This window comes from Mycobacterium sp. NGS41 (assembly GCF_059812725.1).
In genome coordinates this window covers 1-17,156 of record NZ_JCALDF010000053.1, presented here as the reverse complement: position 1 = coordinate 17,156, position 17,156 = coordinate 1, and the positions used below count along the sequence as shown (strand labels likewise).

Genomic DNA, 17,156 nt, shown 5'->3' with positions numbered 1-17,156 from the left:
CCTGAAGTGTTATTGCCGTACCCATCATTTGGTGAAGACCTTCTGGGGCTGGACGGAAAAGCAACTGCCCGACGGCACCCTGATCCTGACCTCACCGGCCGGGCAGACCCACGTCACCACCCCGGGCAGTGCGCTGCTGTTCCCCAGCCTGTGCCACGCCGTCGGTGGGATGCCCACCCCCGAAACCGACACCGCGCCACCTGAGCCGTGCCCGGCACGCACCGCCATGATGCCCAAACGTCGACGCACCCGCGCCAAAGAACGCGCCTACCGGGTAGCCACCGAACGCCACCAAAACCACCAAGCCCGCCAAGCTCAAGCCCAAGCCGACACCCAACGCCTGCGGGCCAACCCACCACCGGGCTACAACCCCGACCCAGACGCACCCCCGCCATTCTGATTGCCGCCCCAACAGCGGCATCTTCACCACACGGACAGGGCGCTGTTTCTATCGTGGCCGCCCTGCGGCCAGGACGTAGGCGCCCGCACCCTGACGGCCTAACCCGAACGGACGTGCCATCTACCTTGACGAGGGCCAGGGCGGCAAACCGTGCTATACCCTCTGCGCGGCATCGACGGCGTCATCCGCGATCGGTCAGGTTATCCGATCACGCGGGATTTCCTGGAGAAGTTGAGAACCTGCTGGTTCTAGCCAGACCTTCACCGCAGGTCAAACGCTCAAACACGGACTTTGCGCAGTTCGCGGAGCCGGGATAAGTCGAGCAGCCGCGCAGGACGCCTCCGCCGTAAGTCGCTGCGCCGTGAGAATGCCAGCTAATTCTAGATTCGGGTCACGCGTGCTGGTCGAAGCCCCTAGGGTCTAACTCCGGAAGCAACCGTGACGAATCGGGGGATGGCGCGTGGAGGGCACCGAAGGGACACCATTCGGGCGTTACAGGTTGATCGAATTACTTGGTCGCGGCGGCATGGGCGAGGTGTGGCGGGCCTACGACACTGTCACGGAACGCGTAGTGGCCTTGAAGGTCTTGTCCACCCAGTACGTCGATGACGCCATGTTCCAGGAACGTTTCCGGCGGGAAGCGAGATCCGCTGCAGCGCTCGATGAGCCGCACGTGGTGCCGATCTATGATTACGGCGAAATCAACGGACGACTGTTCGTCACGATGAGGTTGATCAAGGGCCGCGACCTGCACGACATCCTGAGCGCCGGCCGGATGGATCCCGCGCGAGCGGTGGGCATCATCGATCAGGTCGCCGCGGCGCTCCACGCCGCACACCAGGCCAACCTAGTGCATCGAGACGTCAAGCCATCGAACATCTTGGTCAGCGACGACGACTTCGCCTACCTGATTGACTTCGGAATCGCCCGCGCTGTGGGCCAAACGAGTCTCACGGCTACCTCAAGTGTGATCGGTACCTGGGCCTATATGGCCCCTGAACGCATCAGCGCCGGACAGTGCGATGGGCGGGCCGACATCTATGCGCTGGCCTGCGTGCTGTACGAGTGCTTGACCGGCCGTCAGCCCTTCGGCGGTGACAGCCTGGAGCAACAAATTGGCGGCCACATGACGTTGCCACCACCGCGCGCGGCCGACCATCGCCCGGACGTGTCCGCCGAGCTGGACGCCGTCATCGCCAGGGGCATGGCCAAGAACCCCGACGACCGCTACGCGACCACCCGCGAGCTGGCACGGGCCGCCCGAGCCGCCGTTGGAGGGCCGACGACCGGGCCGAACACCGTGCCCCCAACCATGGCAGCGTCTCTGATGAACGCCGAGGCTGATCGGCGGACGCGCTTCGACGACGCCACCACCCGATACGCGCCGCAGCCGACGGGTCCCTCACCGACCAGCCCCCCTCAGCTCCCGCCCACTCCGGATAGTCCAAACCCGCTGGAGGCCAAGCGATCCCGCAATGGTCGGCTCATTGCCATCTCGAGCGTCGGGGCTGTGGCAGTTGTTGTGGCGGTCGTTGCGGCGATCGCTTTGTCCAACCCCAGCGCCCATGACGCTACGCATCAGAACTCCGCCAGCGCGATGCCATCAGCGCTTCCCAACACCGGTCCCTTCACCGGCACCTTTACTGCAGCCTTTGGCCCCATGACGAAGTTGGATGGAAGCCCTCCAAAAAATGACGCGGATGCGGCGGGATTCTCTGAGACATGGCATCTGCGCTCGGCGTGCAGCGGTAACACGTGTGTAGCGAGCGCCTCGACCGCTGACAGATACCCTTCCAAGGACCCAGTGTTCGACAACGTCGGCGGGCGCTGGCTTGCAGTCACCACGTCACGACGGAAGTGCGCGAGCCACGATGACGACGAAGCGTGGAACACAGTCTGGCTGCAACCACAGGCCGACGGAACCATGTCGGGCGAATCGGTCCAAACCACCGCGAACGGGTGTTCCAACAAACGGACCCTAACCTTCACCCGATCCGCAGATACCGACGTATCGCTACTGCCTGATCCGGCCACCCTGCCGCGACGCGTCGCATCCCCAGCAGAAGCACTCCACGGCAGCTACGACGCACGATATAACTTTGCGAACGGCGCTAAATCAACTCACCAATATGATGTGCGCACCGATTGCCTGCGCACCGGCGAGCGGTGCATGAGCTTCGGCTATAGCAAGGAGGCCTATCAAGCATTCGCCTTCGCAAACAGAACATGGACCCTGAACGTGGAATACGACGCCACCTGTCCAACGGGAGGCGCCATCCACGTCAAGCGCACCGCAACACTGCCGCTTCCACAACCGCCTGAAGACCTGGTTACGTCGGTGACTGGGCACGGTTACGATGAGGTAACGCCGAAGAATCGTTGCGCGACTACGGCTTTCGACCTGACATACACCCGCACCGGCGACTGACATTGCACCGACGCGACATAACGCGTCGCTGAGATCTCAGGCCGCGACGGAGTCGAGCACATCCATGTTGGCCAATCGCAGCACCCGCCGCCGGCGGGCGAAAAGCACCGCGACATACACGCCCACCACCAGCAGCACCAGCAGCAGCAGGAACAAGAAGAACCAGGCGTGCTCGAAGCCGGTGAGCGATATCGGGCCCAGCAGAGGCAACTTCACCTCAGCAACTTGGTGTCAGTTCCGTCCGCCGTCAAACTCGCAGGTTAACCGGCCAGGACGAGCACCCAATACCGCGCAACCGCTACAAAATGACACGAGTGAGCGCCGTCGTTGAGCTTCGAGACAACTTGCGCGAATTTGCTAACACACAAGGCATGGGGCATTACGCTCTTAGCCACCAGCAGGGTCATTGGGGAATTTTGTTCCTCACGCAACAACCGCAGCTGGGACATCATCAGGGGGCTCGCCGTGTTTCGCCGACGTGTTGGCGCAGGCACTGCGTAACTGGCCGGAAGGGGAGGCGACTCAAGGCAAGAATAGTCCAGCGAATTGGACTTACTACATCCCACAGACGGAGAATTTGATGAAGAAATTGCTGGCAGCACTAGCATTCACGGCAAGCTCGATTGCCCTGGCGTCCCCGGCGCTGGCCGACGACCCACCGCCCGTTCCCGTCACGCCCGGACCGCACACGTTGACGACACAGAAGGGGCCCTTTCCCGTGACGGTGGCCTTGGACTGCGGCCCCGCCTGCTTCTCGTGGAGTGACGACTCGGCACGCGACGAGTTCCGCTGGGCGGGGGACAAGTGGCTTGATGCGAAGCAAGGCATGTGGACCGTGGACGGCATCACGTTCACGAACCGCAACGGCCGCACCGGTACCCTCTCCTAAGGGAAAATCGGCCCACCCTCCACCACACCCGACCACCACCTTTCTAGACGGCTGGTCGGAGTTCCACAGTCTCTCGGTGTTGCGGCTGTTCGATCTGATAGAGCTGCCCCGCGTTGAGCCGGCGAATCAAGGCCTGCGGCGGAACCAGCGCCCGTTCCCAGATGGCGCTGTCTCGCCAGTCCCGTATGCCCAGCGGCTCTGCGGCCTGGCGTAGGGCACTGCCCAGCTCGGCGCTGATCAGGTGTCGCAGCGCGTCGCCACCCTGTTGCGGGTCGGCGATCATCCAGGAATGCCCCGCCCCATACAGCGGATACAGCGTGCCACCCGATTCCTCTGCGACGCCGCATGCGGTCTCGAAGGGCACGATGAAGTCGTTGTCGCCGTGCAGCACCATTGTCGTGATGCCGGAGTCGCGCATCATACGCAGCCGGGCTGCCGAATCAGTCGACCGCAGCATGGCCCGGACGGCCCGAATCAGCGCCAACGGGTGGCGGAAATTCCCGGTTACCGCACTTGTCAGGCACCGCGCCCAGTGGCTGACGCGGGCGATGCTCAACCCGGTCAGATCCTGGCCGGTGCCGCGCAGCAATGCCAGCAGCGCGGCAACGTTTCGCGGGGCGGGGCCCGCGATGTCGGCCAGCAGCTGATCAAACCAGGCCCCCGCGGCGGCGTTGAAAAGCACCGCGGCCAGCACCCGCTCGGGTGCCCTCGCCGCCAGTTCGATCACCATGCGGCCGCCGAAGGAGTGCCCGACGAACACCGCCTGCTGAATGCCGAGGGCGTCGATGACGCGGAGGGTCAACTCGGCGAAGTCGGCCACGCGTCCCTTGCGGGTGCGCAATGCATCGGTGTCACCATGACCCGCGGCATCGATCGCGATTACAAGAAAGCCCAGGTCGGCTGCGTGACGAAGCATGTCCAGATAGGCCCGGTGGTTCAGGGCCAGACCGTGCAGGAACACCAGCGGCACTCCCCGGCCGCCTACCGTCAACCCGACCTTGTGTCCGTCGTCCAGCTCGAACACGTGGTGCGATAGACGGATTGGCTCCTCGATCTCGTCGGCCGCCAGAGGGTTGGCGGCCTCGGAATGAGAGAACATAACGGATCCCCGACGACGCTTGTAGGTCCCGGGCTCTCCGGGGTTGCACCACGTTGTCATCGGATCCTAAAAGGATTCTTAAAGCCCCCAGCAAACCCGAGCTATCCGATCAGCACGGCGAACCGCGGCTTGATCACCTCGTCGATGATCGCCAGCCGCTCGTCGAACGGAATGAACGCCGACTTCATCGCATTGATGGTGAAGCGCTCGAGGTCACTCCAGCCGTAGCCGAACGCCTCCACCAAACGCAGCATCTCCTGGCTCATCGAGGTATCGCTCATCAGCCGGTTGTCGGTATTGACGGTCACCCGGAACCGCGACCGGGCCAGCAGGTCGAACGGGTGCTCGGCGATGCTCTTGACGGCCCCGGTCTGCACATTCGAGCTGGGGCACAGCTCCAGCGGAACTCGCTTGTCCCGCAATATCGCTGCCAGCCGGCCCAACCGGACCTGCCCAGCTTCGGGGCCGCCCTCCAAGACCTCGATATCGTCGACGATGCGCACGCCGTGACCCAGCCGGTCAGCGCCGCAGAACGCGATGGCCTCGTGAATGGACGGCAATCCGAACGCCTCGCCGGCATGAATTGTGAAGCGCGCGTTGTGGTCTCGCATGTACTCGAACGCGTCCAGGTGCCTCGTTGGGGGATAACCGGCCTCGGCTCCCGCGATGTCGAAGCCGACAACGCCCTTGTCGCGGAACCGGATCGCCAGCTCGGCGATCTCACGCGACATCGCGGCATGCCGCATCGCGGTGACCAAGAGGCGCACGGTAATTCGGCGACCCGCGCCGGCACAGGCCTTTTCACCGGCGGCAAAGCCCGCCAGCACGCTGTCGACCACCTCGTCGAACGACAGCCCCTGGTTGATGTGCAGCTCAGGGGCGAACCGAATCTCGGCATACACCACCGAATCGGCGGCCAGGTCCTCCACACATTCGTAGGCGACGCGGTACAGCGCATCGGGAGTCTGCATCACCGCCACGGTGTGCGAGAACGGCTCCAGGTAGCGCTCCAGCGAGCCGCTGTGCGATCGGGTGCGGAACCACGTCGCCAGCTCCTCGACGTCGGTGGCGGGCAACCCGTCGTAACCGATCTGTCCGGCGATGTCGGCAACGGTGGCCGGGCGCAGCCCGCCGTCGAGGTGATCGTGCAGCAACGCCTTGGGCGCTTGCCGGACCATCTCCAGGCTCAACGGTGAGGTCATGGGGCGATCCGATCGATGATCAGCGGCCGTGCAACCGGCGCCTTATCGACCACGCCCCAGCCGCTCTCCAGCTCGGCCAGCGCGGCGGCGAAGCGTTCCGGGGTGTCGGTGTACAGGGTGAACAACGGCTCACCGGCGGTGACCGGCTCGCCCGGACGACGATGGATCCTGACTCCGGCGCCGGGCTGTACCTGTTCGCCCGGCCGGGACCTGCCCGCGCCGAGCCGCCATGCTGCCAGCCCCACTGCCATCGCGTCGATGTCGCCCATTGTGCCGCCCCGACCAGCGCTCACGGTTTCCGAATACCTACCAATCGGCAACGGTTGTGACAAATCGCCGCCTTGCGCGACGATCAGCCGGCGAAATCGGTCCATCGCGGTGCCGTCCCGCAGCGTCTGCGCGGGATCGTGACTGTCGATGCCGGCGAGCTCGAGCATCTCGCCCGCCAGCCGCAGCGTCAGCTCCACCACGTCGGACGGCCCGCCGCCGGCCAGCACTTCCAGCGCCTCGGCGACCTCGAGCGCGTTACCTACCGTCGCGCCCAGCGGGGTGTTCATGTCGGTCAGCAGCGCGCGCGTCGGCACCCCGTGGGCGGTGCCCAGCTCGACCATGGTGTGCGCGAGATCGCGGGCCTGCGCCTCGGAGTCCATGAACGCCCCGGAACCGACCTTCACGTCGAGCACCAGCGCTCCGGCGCCCTCGGCCAGTTTCTTGCTCATGATCGAGCTGGCGATCAGCGGCAGGGACTCGACCGTGGCGGTGATATCGCGCAGCGCGTACAGCTTGGCGTCGGCCGGCGCCAGCTCCCCGGCGGCGAATATCGCGGCGCCGACATCGCAAAGTTGTTCGCGCACTTGCTTATTGGATATCTGCGCGGTGAACCCGGCGATGGCTTCCAGCTTGTCCAGGGTGCCGCCGGTATGCCCGAGCCCGCGGCCGGCCGCCTGCGGCACCGCACCGCCACAGGCAACGACGACGGGCACCACGGCAATCGTGATCTTGTCGCCGACGCCACCTGTGGAGTGCTTGTCGACGGTCCGCAAGCCCAGATCGCGAAAGTCCATCCGTTCGCCGGAGGCCAGCATCGCCGCTGTCCACCTGGCGATCTCGCCGCGGTCCATGCCGCGTAAGACGATCGCCATCAACAACGCCGCCATCTGCTCGGCGGCGACGCGGCCGTCGGTGTAGGCCTCGATGACCCAGTCGATGGCCGCGTCGGACAACCGGCCGCCGTCGCGCTTGGTCCTGATCACCGTGGGCGCATCGAATGCCAAGCCGCTCAAGAAGGTTCCCCGGCGAGGTCGTCGGGACCGAAGGCGTCGGGCAGCAGGTCGCCGAGTCGCCGCGGCCCGCCCGGATGGTCGATCAGCAGACCTGGGCCGCCATGCTCCAACAAAACCTGACGGCAGCGCCCACAGGGCATCAGCACCGACCCGCTTGCGGTGACGCACGACAACGCCACCAAACGGCCGCCTCCGGTCGAATGCAGGGCGCAAACCACGCCGCATTCGGCACAGAGACCAAGGCCATATGAGACATTCTCCACATTGCACCCGGTGACCACGCGGCCGTCGTCGACCAGCGCCGCGGCACCCACCGGGAACCGCGAATAGGGCGCATAAGCGCCCGCTGCGGCTTGGATGGCGTTGTGCCGCAGCATCTTCCAATCAACTAAGAGCATCGCACCGGCCCCGCTCGCTGGTTGGGCTGAGTTAAGTAAAGCCACCCTAACTCCGAAACAACACACCGGAGTGGATCGAACAGGTTGGTGCCAGCGGCCACCTGGCCACGTTAAGCTCGATTGCCCGGCTAGAGCTGTTTCAGGCGGTTTTGAAGGCGGTGAGTACAAGGTTGAGCACGCAGGCGACAACCGCGGATGCACCTAAATCGACATCGGGGGGACCGGGATCAACGCGCAAGCGGCGGCCACCCCGAACCCTGTATCGGGGGGATCCCGGTATGTGGTCGTGGGTGCTGCACCGGATCAGTGGCGCGACCATTTTCTTCTTCCTGTTCGTCCACGTGCTGGACGCCGCGATGCTGCGAGTGAACCCGCAGACCTACAACGCGGTGGTGGGCGACTATAAGACACCGCTCGTCGGCCTGATGGAGTACGGCCTGATCGCCGCGGTGCTATTTCACGGGCTGAACGGGGTCCGGATCATCTTGATCGACTTCTGGTCGGAGGGCCCGCGCTACCAGCGGCTGATGCTGTGGATCATCGGCATCGTGTTCCTGCTGCTCATGGTCCCGGCGGGCGTGGTGACCGGCATCCACATCTGGGAGCACTTCCGATGAGCAGCCCTGACCTACAGCTCGGCCGCGGACAGACAGCTCCGGTGCGGCAGCGCAGCCACGATCGGCCCGCCAGCCTGGACAATCCCCGTTCGCCGCGGCGCCGGGCCGGCATCCCCAACTTCGAGAAATTCGCATGGCTGTTCATGCGGTTTTCCGGGGTGGCTCTGCTGGTCCTCGCCGTCGGGCACATGTTCATCATGCTGATGTGGAGCGATGGCGTGTACCGCATCGACTTCAACTTCGTGGCGCAGCGCTGGGCGTCGCCGTTCTGGCAGTTCTGGGATCTGGCGCTGCTGTGGCTGGCGCAGTTGCACGGCGGCAACGGCCTGCGCACCATCATCGACGACTACAGCCGCAAAGACGTCACCCGGTTCTGGCTCAACAGCCTGCTGCTGCTGTCGATGGGGTTCACGTTGGTACTGGGCACCTACGTGATTGTGACCTTCGACCCGAACATCTCCTGAAGTTCTGAGAGGCGAGCCTTGATCCAGCAACACCGATACGACGTGGTGATCGTCGGCGCGGGCGGTGCCGGGATGCGGGCCGCGGTGGAGGCCGGTCCCCGAGTGCGCACCGCGGTGCTGACCAAGCTGTATCCCACCCGCAGCCACACCGGCGCCGCGCAGGGCGGCATGTGCGCGGCGCTGGCCAACGTCGAAGACGACAACTGGGAATGGCACACCTTCGACACCGTCAAGGGCGGCGACTATCTGGCCGACCAGGACGCCGTGGAGATCATGTGCAAGGAAGCCATCGACGCGGTACTCGACCTGGAGAAGATGGGGATGCCGTTCAACCGCACCCCTGAGGGCCGCATCGACCAGCGCCGCTTCGGCGGCCACACCCGCGATCATGGCAAGGCTCCGGTCCGCCGCGCGTGCTACGCCGCCGACCGCACCGGCCACATGATCCTGCAGACGCTCTACCAGAACTGCGTCAAGCACGACGTGCAGTTCTTCAACGAGTTCTACGCGCTCGACCTGGTGCTCACCCAGACCCCGACCGGCCCGGTCGCCACCGGCGTAGTGGCCTACGAGCTGGCCACCGGCGAAATTCATGTGTTCCACGCCAAGGCCGTGGTGCTGGCAACCGGCGGTTCGGGCCGGATGTACAAGACCACCTCCAACGCGCACACGCTCACTGGCGACGGCATCGGCATCGTCTTCCGTAAGGGACTTCCGTTGGAGGACATGGAGTTTCACCAATTCCACCCGACCGGTCTGGCCGGCCTGGGCATCCTGATCTCCGAAGCTGTACGCGGCGAGGGCGGCCGGCTGCTCAACGCAGACGGCGAGCGCTTCATGGAGCGCTACGCCCCGACGATCGTCGACCTGGCACCCCGCGACATCGTCGCCCGCTCGATGGTGCTGGAGGTGCTGGAGGGTCGCGGGGCGGGGCCCAATAAGGACTACGTCTACATCGACGTCCGCCACCTCGGTGAGGACGTGCTGGAGGCCAAGCTGCCCGACATCACCGAGTTCGCCCGCACCTATCTGGGGGTGGACCCGGTGCACGAGCTGGTCCCGGTCTACCCGACCTGCCACTATGTGATGGGCGGCATCCCGACCACCGTCACCGGACAAGTGCTGCGGGACAACACCTCTACCGTTCCCGGCCTGTACGCGGCCGGGGAGTGCGCCTGCGTCTCGGTGCACGGCGCCAACCGGTTGGGCACCAACTCGCTGCTGGACATCAACGTTTTCGGCCGTCGCGCCGGCATCTCGGCGGCCGGCTACGCGCGGGGTCACGACTTCACCGACATGCCGCCCGAGCCGGCGGCGATGGTGGTCGGCTGGGTGCGCGACATCCTCTCCGAGCACGGCAACGAACGTGTCGCCGACATCCGCGGCGCCCTGCAGCAGACGATGGACAACAACGCCGCGGTGTTCCGCACCGAGGAGACGCTGAAGCAGGCGCTCACCGACATCCATGCGCTGAAGGAACGGTATTCCCGAATCACCGTGCACGACAAGGGAAAGCGCTTCAACAGCGATCTGCTGGAAGCCATCGAGCTGGGCTTCTTGCTGGAGCTGGCCGAAGTGACGGTGGTCGGTGCCCTGAATCGCAAGGAGTCCCGCGGCGGCCACGCCCGCGAGGACTACCCGAACCGGGACGACGTCAACTACATGCGTCACACCATGGCCTACAAGGAAATTGGGGCCGATAAGCAGGGCACCGATCTGCTCAGCGACATCGCGCTGGACTTCAAACCCGTGGTGCAGACCCGCTACGAACCCAAGGAACGGAAGTACTGATGACCGTCGAGCCCGAAGGCGACACCGTCGAGGTCCAGACTTTGGAGCCGCCGCTACCGCCGGTTCCCGAGGGCGCGGTGATGGTCACCGTCAAGATTGCCCGGTTCAACCCCGACGATCCGGACGCCTTCGCGGAAACCGGTGGCTGGCAGAGCTTTCGGGTGCCCTGCTTGCCGAGTGACCGCCTGCTCAATCTGCTGATCTACATCAAGGGCTACCTCGACGGCACCCTGACGTTCCGGCGTTCCTGCGCGCACGGGGTGTGCGGCTCCGACGCCATGCGGATCAACGGCGTCAACCGGCTCGCCTGCAAGGTGCTGATGCGCGACTTGCTGCCCAAGAAAGCGGGCAAACAGCTGACCGTGACGGTCGAGCCGATCCGCGGGCTGCCGGTGGAAAAAGACCTGGTGGTCGACATGGAGCCGTTCTTCGACGCCTACCGCAAGATCAAGCCCTACCTGATCACCAGCGGCAACCCGCCGACCCGCGAACGGATTCAGAGCCCAACCGACCGGGCCCGCTACGACGACACCACCAAGTGCATTCTGTGCGCGTGCTGCACCACCAGCTGCCCGGTGTTCTGGAGCGAGGGCACCTACTACGGCCCGGCGGCGATCGTCAACGCGCACCGGTTCATCTTCGACAGCCGCGACGAGGGCGCCGGCGAACGGCTCGACATCCTCAACGAGGTCGACGGGGTGTGGCGCTGCCGGACGACCTTCAACTGCACCGAGGGCTGCCCGCGCGGCATCGAGGTGACCAAGGCCATCCAAGAAGTCAAACGTGCGCTAATGTTCTCGCGCTAGATCCGCGGAGCAGACGGAAAAACCCTTTGTTTCGGCACGCAACGCGAGCTTTTGCGTCATCTCGGCCCAGCCGCTGGCAGGCGGCCGTCAGCTCTTTGACAACAGTGGCCCAGGACTGCCCGTCCATGCAGAGCCGACTGGCGGTGATGACCAATCGGTCCGGAGATCCGGGGATCAGCGACACCGCGAACAACCTGCCGATGCGCATGTCGAAAGATGCGCGCTGACGGGCGCGTGCCTCGCTCACGGTGACTCCCGGCGGTTCCACCGCCCAGGCCCAGCCACCGCCAGAGCGGAACGTCCAGCTGCCCAGGAACGGCTCAAACACGGTGCCAAGGCCCGGGTGGGCTTCGAAGACCTCTTCGACCGCGGCACGGACCCGCGCTTGATCCCACCGCGAGTCGGCGATCAGAACCTCAGAGTGCGCAGCGCTTTCCAGTTTTTCCAGCGGAGGAAGCTGAGCAACAGCTGGGTTAGAAGTCATGAGGTGAGACTTCACCGCACACCTTTACGGATTCTTGAAGGATTCTTGGAACGCGGCCGTCACACCTTCACCGGCCGTCTCGTCAGATAGGCATGACCGAGAAAACGACACAGAAAACCCGCATCGAAGCCCTGCCGCCGAAGCGCGCCGGCCTGCTGACCCGCGCCATGTACCGCGTCGCCAAACGGCGCTTCGGCGAGGTCCCCGAGCCGTTCACCGTCACCGCGCACCATCGGCGGCTACTGATCGCCAGCGCCGTGCACGAGACCATGGTCGAACGCGCCTCGAAAACCCTTCCGGCCAGCGTGCGCGAGCTGGCGGTGTTCTGGACCGCCCGCACCGTCGGCTGCTCGTGGTGCGTCGACTTCGGATCGATGCTGCAGCGCCTGGACGGCCTGGACGTGCAAAGGCTGAAAGATATTGACAACTTCGCTACTTCTTCCGCGTTCACCGACGACGAGCGGGCCGCCATCGCTTACGCCGACGCGATGACCACCGACCCGCACACGGTCACCGACGAGCAGGTTGCCGACCTGCGCAGCCGCTTCGGTGACGCGGGAGTGATCGAGCTGACCTATCAGATCGGGCTGGAGAACATGCGGGCGCGGGTCAATTCGGCGCTGGGCATCACCGAGCAAGGGTTCAACTCCGGTGATGCCTGCCGGATCCCCTGGGCGGCTACCGAGCCAGCTCACGCAGCGGAGAGCCGGTGAACTTATCCGGGTTGGCGATATCCCAGATGGCGCAGACCTTACCGTCGCGCACCGACATCGCCGTCACCCGCGGGTTCATCTCCCAGTACCCGTCGGCGCCGGCGCTGCCTTCGGTGTAGGCGCCCAGTTCGCCGTTGACCAGCGCCAGCTGAGTCGCGGTAAAGAACGCGGGACCGTAGCGGCGGGCCAGGCCCATCATGAATCGGGCCACCTTGTCCGGGCCGTGGATCACGTTCACCGCGGTGGACACCTTGCCATTCGCATCGCCGGTGAGGGTCACGTCGGGATGCAACAGCTCGACCACCGCGGTCAGATCGCCCGAGGCCAGCGCAGCCATCAGCTTGCCCACCACCTCGTTATGGCTGGGATCCGGTTTGGCCGGAGGCGCCGCGCCGGCCAGGGCCTTACGGGCACGCGACGCCAGCTGGCGGGCTGCGGCCTCGCTGATCCCCAGCACATCGGCCACCTCGGCGAACGGGATGGCGAACCCGTCGTGCAGCACGAACGCCACACGTTGGTCGGGGCTGAGGCGCTCCAGCACCACCATCGCCGCGAACCGGGCATCCTCGCGGGCCACCACCTCAGACAGCGGGTCGGCCGCTTGAGCATCACTGAACCGGGTGACCACCGGTTCGGGCAGCCACTGTCCGGTGTAGGTCTCGCGCCGGTGCGCCGCCGACCGCAACTTGTCCAGCCCGAGGCGGCTCACCACGGTGGTCAGCCAGGCCCGCAGGTCGGCGATCACGCTGTCCTGCGTGTGCCACCGCAACCAGGCTTCCTGGACGATGTCCTCGGCGTCGGCCACCGTTCCGGTCAGCCGGTAAGCGACCGACATGAGGTGGGGCCGCAGCGCCTCGAACTCGGTGACCTGGTGGACAACGGCCATCTCCCGAGCGTAACGCCGCGGCCACGTTCGCCTCGACCGTGCGCACGGGCGTTACGCTCGCGGACACAATGACTCGAAACCTGTGGTTGCACTTCGCGCGGCAGGACGCGGCGTTCACCGCGCCCGTTATCGTTCGCGGCGAGGGCGTCACCATCTACGACGACCGCGGCAAAAGCTACCTGGACGGGCTGTCGGGCCTGTTCACGGTCCAGGTCGGGCACGGCCGCAGCGAACTCGCCGCGGCCGCCGCCCGGCAGGCCGAAACGCTGGCGTTCTTCCCGCTCTGGGGTTATGCCACCCCGACCGCGATCGAGCTCTCCGAGCGCCTTGCGCGCTACGCCCCCGGCGATCTGAACCGGGTCTTCTTCACCACCGGCGGCACCGAGGCCGTCGAGACCGCGTGGAAGGTGGCCAAGCAGTACTTCAAGCTCACCGGCAAACCCGATAAGCACAAGGTGATTTCGCGTTCGATCGCCTACCACGGCACCACGCAGGGCGCGCTGGCGATCACCGGCCTGCCGAAGTACAAGGCGCCGTTCGAGCCCGTGACTCCGGGCGGCTTCCGGGTGCCCAACACGAACTTCTACCGCGCCCCCGAGCCGTTCCAAACCGACCTCAAAGCCTTCGGGCTGTGGGCCGCCGATCGGATCGCCGAGGCGATCGAGTTCGAGGGCCCTGACACCGTCGCAGCGGTGTTCCTGGAACCGGTGCAGAACGCCGGCGGCTCCATTCCGCCGCCCCCCGGCTACTTCGAGCGGGTTCGCGAGATTTGCGACGAGTACGACGTGCTGCTGGTTTCCGACGAGGTGATCTGCGCGTTCGGCCGGATCGGGTCCATGTTCGCCTGCGACGACTTCGGCTACGTGCCCGACATGATCACCTGCGCCAAGGGGCTGACGTCGGGGTATTCGCCGTTGGGCGCGATGATCGCCAGCGACCGGTTGTTCGAGCCGTTCTACGACAGCGGCACGATGTTCCCGCACGGCTACACCTTCGGCGGTCACCCGGTGTCGACGGCCGTCGCGCTGGCCAATCTGGACATCTTCGAGCGCGAGGGCCTCAACGACCGCGTCAGACGGCTCTCCCCCGCGCTGCGCGCCACCCTGGAGAAGCTGTACGACCTGCCCATCGTCGGCGACGTCCGCGGCGAGGGGTACTTCTTCGGCGTCGAACTGGTCAAGGACCAGGCGAGCAAGCAGACGTTCACCGACGAGGAACGCACAGCGCTGCTGGGCCGGGTGTCCTCGGGGCTGTTCGACGCCGGCCTGTACTGCCGCACCGACGAGCGCGGCGATTCCGTCATCCAGCTGGCTCCACCGCTGATCAGCGGTCAGGCCGAATTCGACACCATCGAGTCCATCCTGCGCAGCGTGCTCACCGACGAGTCCAACCGGCTCTAAAGTCCTTGGCATGGCCCGCAAACCCCGTATCAACCCGGTCCGGTGGCAGCCGCCACCAGTAGACCCGTTGCCGGACGTGGCGGCACCGAGTGTCACTGTCGTCCCCCTGCCCGGGAATGGGCCCGAGGATGTAGTCGTCGACACGGCCGGCCAACTGTGGACTGGCCTGGAAGACGGCCGCATCGTGCGGATTCCAGCCGACGGCGGCAAGCCCGCAGTCGTCGCCGACACCGGCGGGCGACCGCTCGGGCTGCACGTCGCTCGCGATGGCCGAGTCCTGATCTGCGACAGCCATCGCGGCTTGCTCGCGCTCGACCCGGCCGGCGGCGCGCTGGATGTGCTTGCCGAATCGGTCAACGGCAGACGATTCACGTTCTGCTCGAATGTCACCGAAACACCAGACGGCACAATCTATTTCACCGAGTCGACGTGCGACTTCACCTTCGAGCACTTCACCGCCCCGGTGGTGGAGGCGCGCGGGCGCGGCGGGCTGTTCCGGCTCGACACGGACGGCACCGTCACCGCGCTGCTCGACGGGCTGTACTTCGCCAACGGGTTGACGCCAACCGCCGACGGCTCGGCGCTGGTGTTCGCCGAGACCCAGGCGCGCCGGCTGTCGAAGTACTGGCTGAGCGGGCCGCAGGCCGGATCGGTGACACCGTTGGCGGTGAACCTGCCCGGCATGCCCGACAACCTGTCCACCGGCGCCGACGGCCGAATCTGGACCGCGATGTTCGCCGAGGCGAACGCCGCGCTGGAATGGCTGCTGCCGCGGGCCCCGATCATCCGCAAGGTGCTGTGGCGACTGCCCGATCGGCTGCAACCGCAGATCAAGCCGGAAGTCTGGGCGGTCGCATTCGATCCCGACAGCGGTGCGGCCGTCGCCGGCCTGCGCACCAAGCATCCAGACTTCGGCAGCGTCACCGGTCTGGTCGAGGCGGCCGGCAAGCTATGGATGGGCACGATCAGCTACCCGGCCGTCGCTCATGTGGATCTGGCAGCCATCGACCTGTAGGGGCCCTACTCCCAGAAGCGCAGTTTGGAGCCGCGGCGCCCGCGGTCGGTTCCGCCGAGCAGCCGTTTGACCGCGTCGACGGCCACCAGCACCTCCCGCGCCTGCGCCTGCTTCGAACTCTTCAAGAACCGCGTCAACGCATTGCAGAGCTGGACCAGGGCGGCGTGCAGGTCGGGCTCCAAGGTCGCGTCGCGATGCTGCTGCAGTTCTTCGAGCACCCGGTCAAGCCCGGAACGCCGAACCTGCGTCGCCTTCTCCACCTGCTTCAGCAGTTGCTTGAGCGACCGCGGAGCCGGCGGACCCGCTGTGGGAGGCGACGCCACAGCACGCGACATACCGGGTGCCGGCATGGGCGGAGCGGGAAGGGCCATTGAATAGCTGGCACCCGCCATCATCGGCGCCGCGGCGAACCCGGAAGCCGCCCAACCCGAGGGCATCTCGACGCGCTGCACCACCTCGTCCAGCGGGCCAGCGTCGGTACGTTCCGGGTCGATGGCCACGAACGCGGTGAACCTGGACAGCACCCCGAAGCCGACGGAGTGCGCCACCAGACGCTTGGTCAGGTCCTCGTCGCCGCGCCCGGAGGCGTACTCGTCTTCCAGATCGCGGACCACCGCGCGCGCCCAGATCTTTTGCACGGCAGCCGCGTCCGGCGCGAGACGCGCGGGGAGCGCCGTGGTGAACGACCCGTCCTGCGTGGCGGCCTCGACCCGAAACGTCGCTACGGGCTTTGCACAGCGGTAACGCCCGGAGATCACGCACGGCACGCCGGCGAACGCGTCGGGCGCCCGGTTGGGGGTGACAGTGCCGTCGATGAGCGCGACGCCGTCGGCGCTCACCCGCAGTTCGGTCAGCGCCGGGCGCCCGATGGTGCGGGCCAGCCTGGTCATGACGTCGTCGAGGCGGTCCTCCGATTCGACCAGCTCGGCTCGTGCGTTCCCCAGCCCGGCGAGGCGTTCCAGGAAGCCGGCGTTGACGGCCTGGTCGATGCCCACGCAGTGCACGCGGGTGCGCCCGATCAATGGTGCCAGCGACCGCAGCAGGTGATCCTCGCCGGAAATCTGGCCGTCGGTCACCAGAACCACGCTGGGCAGCCGGCCGGCGTCGGTGGCGGCGAGCAGCGTGACGGCCTGGCTCAGCGGTTGGGCCATCTCCGTCCCACCCCGCGCGGCCAGTGAGCCCAGCCACGACGCCGCCGCGAACCGGTTTCGGTCCGAGGCCTCCAGCAGGCCGGCGGGCAGGCCCTCGGGCGTTTCGACGACGTTGTCGAACGCAAGCACA

The 17,156-nt window shown here is 66.1% G+C and carries 14 protein-coding genes and 4 pseudogenes; 10 read left to right on the top strand and 8 right to left on the bottom strand.

Annotation, left to right across the window (positions count from 1 at the left end):
- A pseudogene (locus tag AC5Y21_RS25415) lies at positions 1–400 on the top strand (hypothetical protein); the annotation flags it as partial.
- Between the two features lie 460 nt (positions 401–860).
- Positions 861–2,828 carry a serine/threonine-protein kinase gene (locus AC5Y21_RS25410; protein WP_499916810.1) on the top strand — a complete coding sequence of 656 codons (1,968 nt, stop codon included), beginning with the start codon at positions 861–863 and terminating at the stop codon, positions 2,826–2,828.
- Between the two features lie 42 nt (positions 2,829–2,870).
- Here AC5Y21_RS25410 and AC5Y21_RS25405 read toward each other — a convergent pair.
- Positions 2,871–3,044, bottom strand: a pseudogene (locus AC5Y21_RS25405) (VWA domain-containing protein); the annotation flags it as partial.
- A gap of 364 nt (positions 3,045–3,408) precedes the next feature.
- On the opposite strand from AC5Y21_RS25405, the gene AC5Y21_RS25400 reads away from it, so the two are divergent.
- Positions 3,409–3,717 (top strand): hypothetical protein, encoded by a 309-nt coding sequence (locus AC5Y21_RS25400; RefSeq protein ID WP_499916809.1) that lies wholly within the window; start codon positions 3,409–3,411, stop codon positions 3,715–3,717.
- Positions 3,718–3,760: 43 nt separating this feature from the next.
- On the opposite strand, the gene AC5Y21_RS25395 is transcribed toward AC5Y21_RS25400, so the two are convergent.
- The 4 genes from AC5Y21_RS25395 to AC5Y21_RS25380 all read right to left on the bottom strand — a co-directional run bounded on the left by AC5Y21_RS25395 (position 3,761) and on the right by AC5Y21_RS25380 (position 7,699).
- Entirely contained in the window at positions 3,761–4,816 is a 1,056-nt protein-coding gene (locus tag AC5Y21_RS25395) for an alpha/beta fold hydrolase (protein WP_499916808.1), read from the bottom strand.
- Positions 4,817–4,917: 101 nt separating this feature from the next.
- Positions 4,918–6,018 (bottom strand): adenosine deaminase, encoded by a 1,101-nt coding sequence (locus AC5Y21_RS25390; RefSeq protein ID WP_499916807.1) that lies wholly within the window; start codon positions 6,016–6,018, stop codon positions 4,918–4,920.
- Positions 6,015–7,301: a thymidine phosphorylase gene (locus tag AC5Y21_RS25385; RefSeq protein ID WP_499916806.1), complete on the bottom strand. Its 1,287-nt coding sequence runs from the start codon at positions 7,299–7,301 to the stop codon at positions 6,015–6,017. The genes AC5Y21_RS25390 and AC5Y21_RS25385 overlap by 4 nt, the downstream gene beginning before the upstream one ends.
- Complete coding sequence (locus AC5Y21_RS25380) at positions 7,298–7,699, bottom strand: cytidine deaminase (RefSeq protein WP_499916805.1); 402 nt, start codon at positions 7,697–7,699, stop codon at positions 7,298–7,300. Before AC5Y21_RS25380 ends, AC5Y21_RS25385 begins: the two co-directional genes overlap by 4 nt.
- A 278-nt stretch (positions 7,700–7,977) precedes the next feature.
- Here AC5Y21_RS25380 and sdhC point away from each other — a divergent pair, with 278 nt between their 5' ends.
- From sdhC to AC5Y21_RS25360, 4 genes are read left to right on the top strand one after another with little or no spacing between them, the layout of a single operon-like run.
- Positions 7,978–8,316, top strand: coding sequence for a succinate dehydrogenase, cytochrome b556 subunit (gene sdhC / locus AC5Y21_RS25375; protein ID WP_499916804.1), 339 nt, complete (start codon positions 7,978–7,980; stop codon positions 8,314–8,316).
- The gene (locus AC5Y21_RS25370) at positions 8,313–8,780 is read left to right on the top strand and encodes a succinate dehydrogenase hydrophobic membrane anchor subunit (protein WP_499916802.1); all 468 of its coding nucleotides are present in this window, start codon (positions 8,313–8,315) and stop codon (positions 8,778–8,780) included. The genes sdhC and AC5Y21_RS25370 overlap by 4 nt, the downstream gene beginning before the upstream one ends.
- Positions 8,781–8,798: 18 nt before the next feature.
- Complete coding sequence (gene sdhA, locus AC5Y21_RS25365; RefSeq protein WP_499916800.1) at positions 8,799–10,571, top strand: succinate dehydrogenase flavoprotein subunit; 1,773 nt, start codon at positions 8,799–8,801, stop codon at positions 10,569–10,571.
- Positions 10,571–11,377, top strand: a complete 807-nt coding sequence (locus AC5Y21_RS25360) for a succinate dehydrogenase iron-sulfur subunit (protein ID WP_499916798.1) — start codon at positions 10,571–10,573, stop codon at positions 11,375–11,377. Before sdhA ends, AC5Y21_RS25360 begins: the two co-directional genes overlap by 1 nt.
- Here AC5Y21_RS25360 and AC5Y21_RS25355 read toward each other — a convergent pair.
- Positions 11,349–11,861 (bottom strand): condensation domain-containing protein, encoded by a 513-nt coding sequence (locus AC5Y21_RS25355; RefSeq protein WP_499916796.1) that lies wholly within the window; start codon positions 11,859–11,861, stop codon positions 11,349–11,351. The genes AC5Y21_RS25360 and AC5Y21_RS25355 overlap by 29 nt on opposite strands.
- A 59-nt stretch (positions 11,862–11,920) precedes the next feature.
- On the opposite strand from AC5Y21_RS25355, the pseudogene AC5Y21_RS25350 reads away from it, so the two are divergent.
- Positions 11,921–12,574: pseudogene (locus tag AC5Y21_RS25350) on the top strand (carboxymuconolactone decarboxylase family protein); the annotation flags it as partial.
- Here AC5Y21_RS25350 and AC5Y21_RS25345 read toward each other — a convergent pair.
- Positions 12,540–13,460 carry a sigma-70 family RNA polymerase sigma factor gene (locus tag AC5Y21_RS25345; protein ID WP_499916794.1) on the bottom strand — a complete coding sequence of 307 codons (921 nt, stop codon included), beginning with the start codon at positions 13,458–13,460 and terminating at the stop codon, positions 12,540–12,542. The pseudogene AC5Y21_RS25350 and the gene AC5Y21_RS25345 overlap by 35 nt on opposite strands.
- On the opposite strand from AC5Y21_RS25345, the pseudogene AC5Y21_RS25340 reads away from it, so the two are divergent.
- Positions 13,353–14,860: pseudogene (locus tag AC5Y21_RS25340) on the top strand (aspartate aminotransferase family protein). The gene AC5Y21_RS25345 and the pseudogene AC5Y21_RS25340 overlap by 108 nt on opposite strands.
- Before the next feature lie 10 nt (positions 14,861–14,870).
- A complete protein-coding gene (locus AC5Y21_RS25335; protein WP_499916792.1) occupies positions 14,871–15,875 on the top strand; it encodes an SMP-30/gluconolactonase/LRE family protein in 1,005 nt (334 codons plus the stop codon).
- A gap of 5 nt (positions 15,876–15,880) precedes the next feature.
- Here AC5Y21_RS25335 and AC5Y21_RS25330 read toward each other — a convergent pair.
- Positions 15,881–17,156 (bottom strand): vWA domain-containing protein (locus AC5Y21_RS25330; protein ID WP_499916789.1); only part of this gene is annotated, 1,276 nt, incomplete at its 5' end.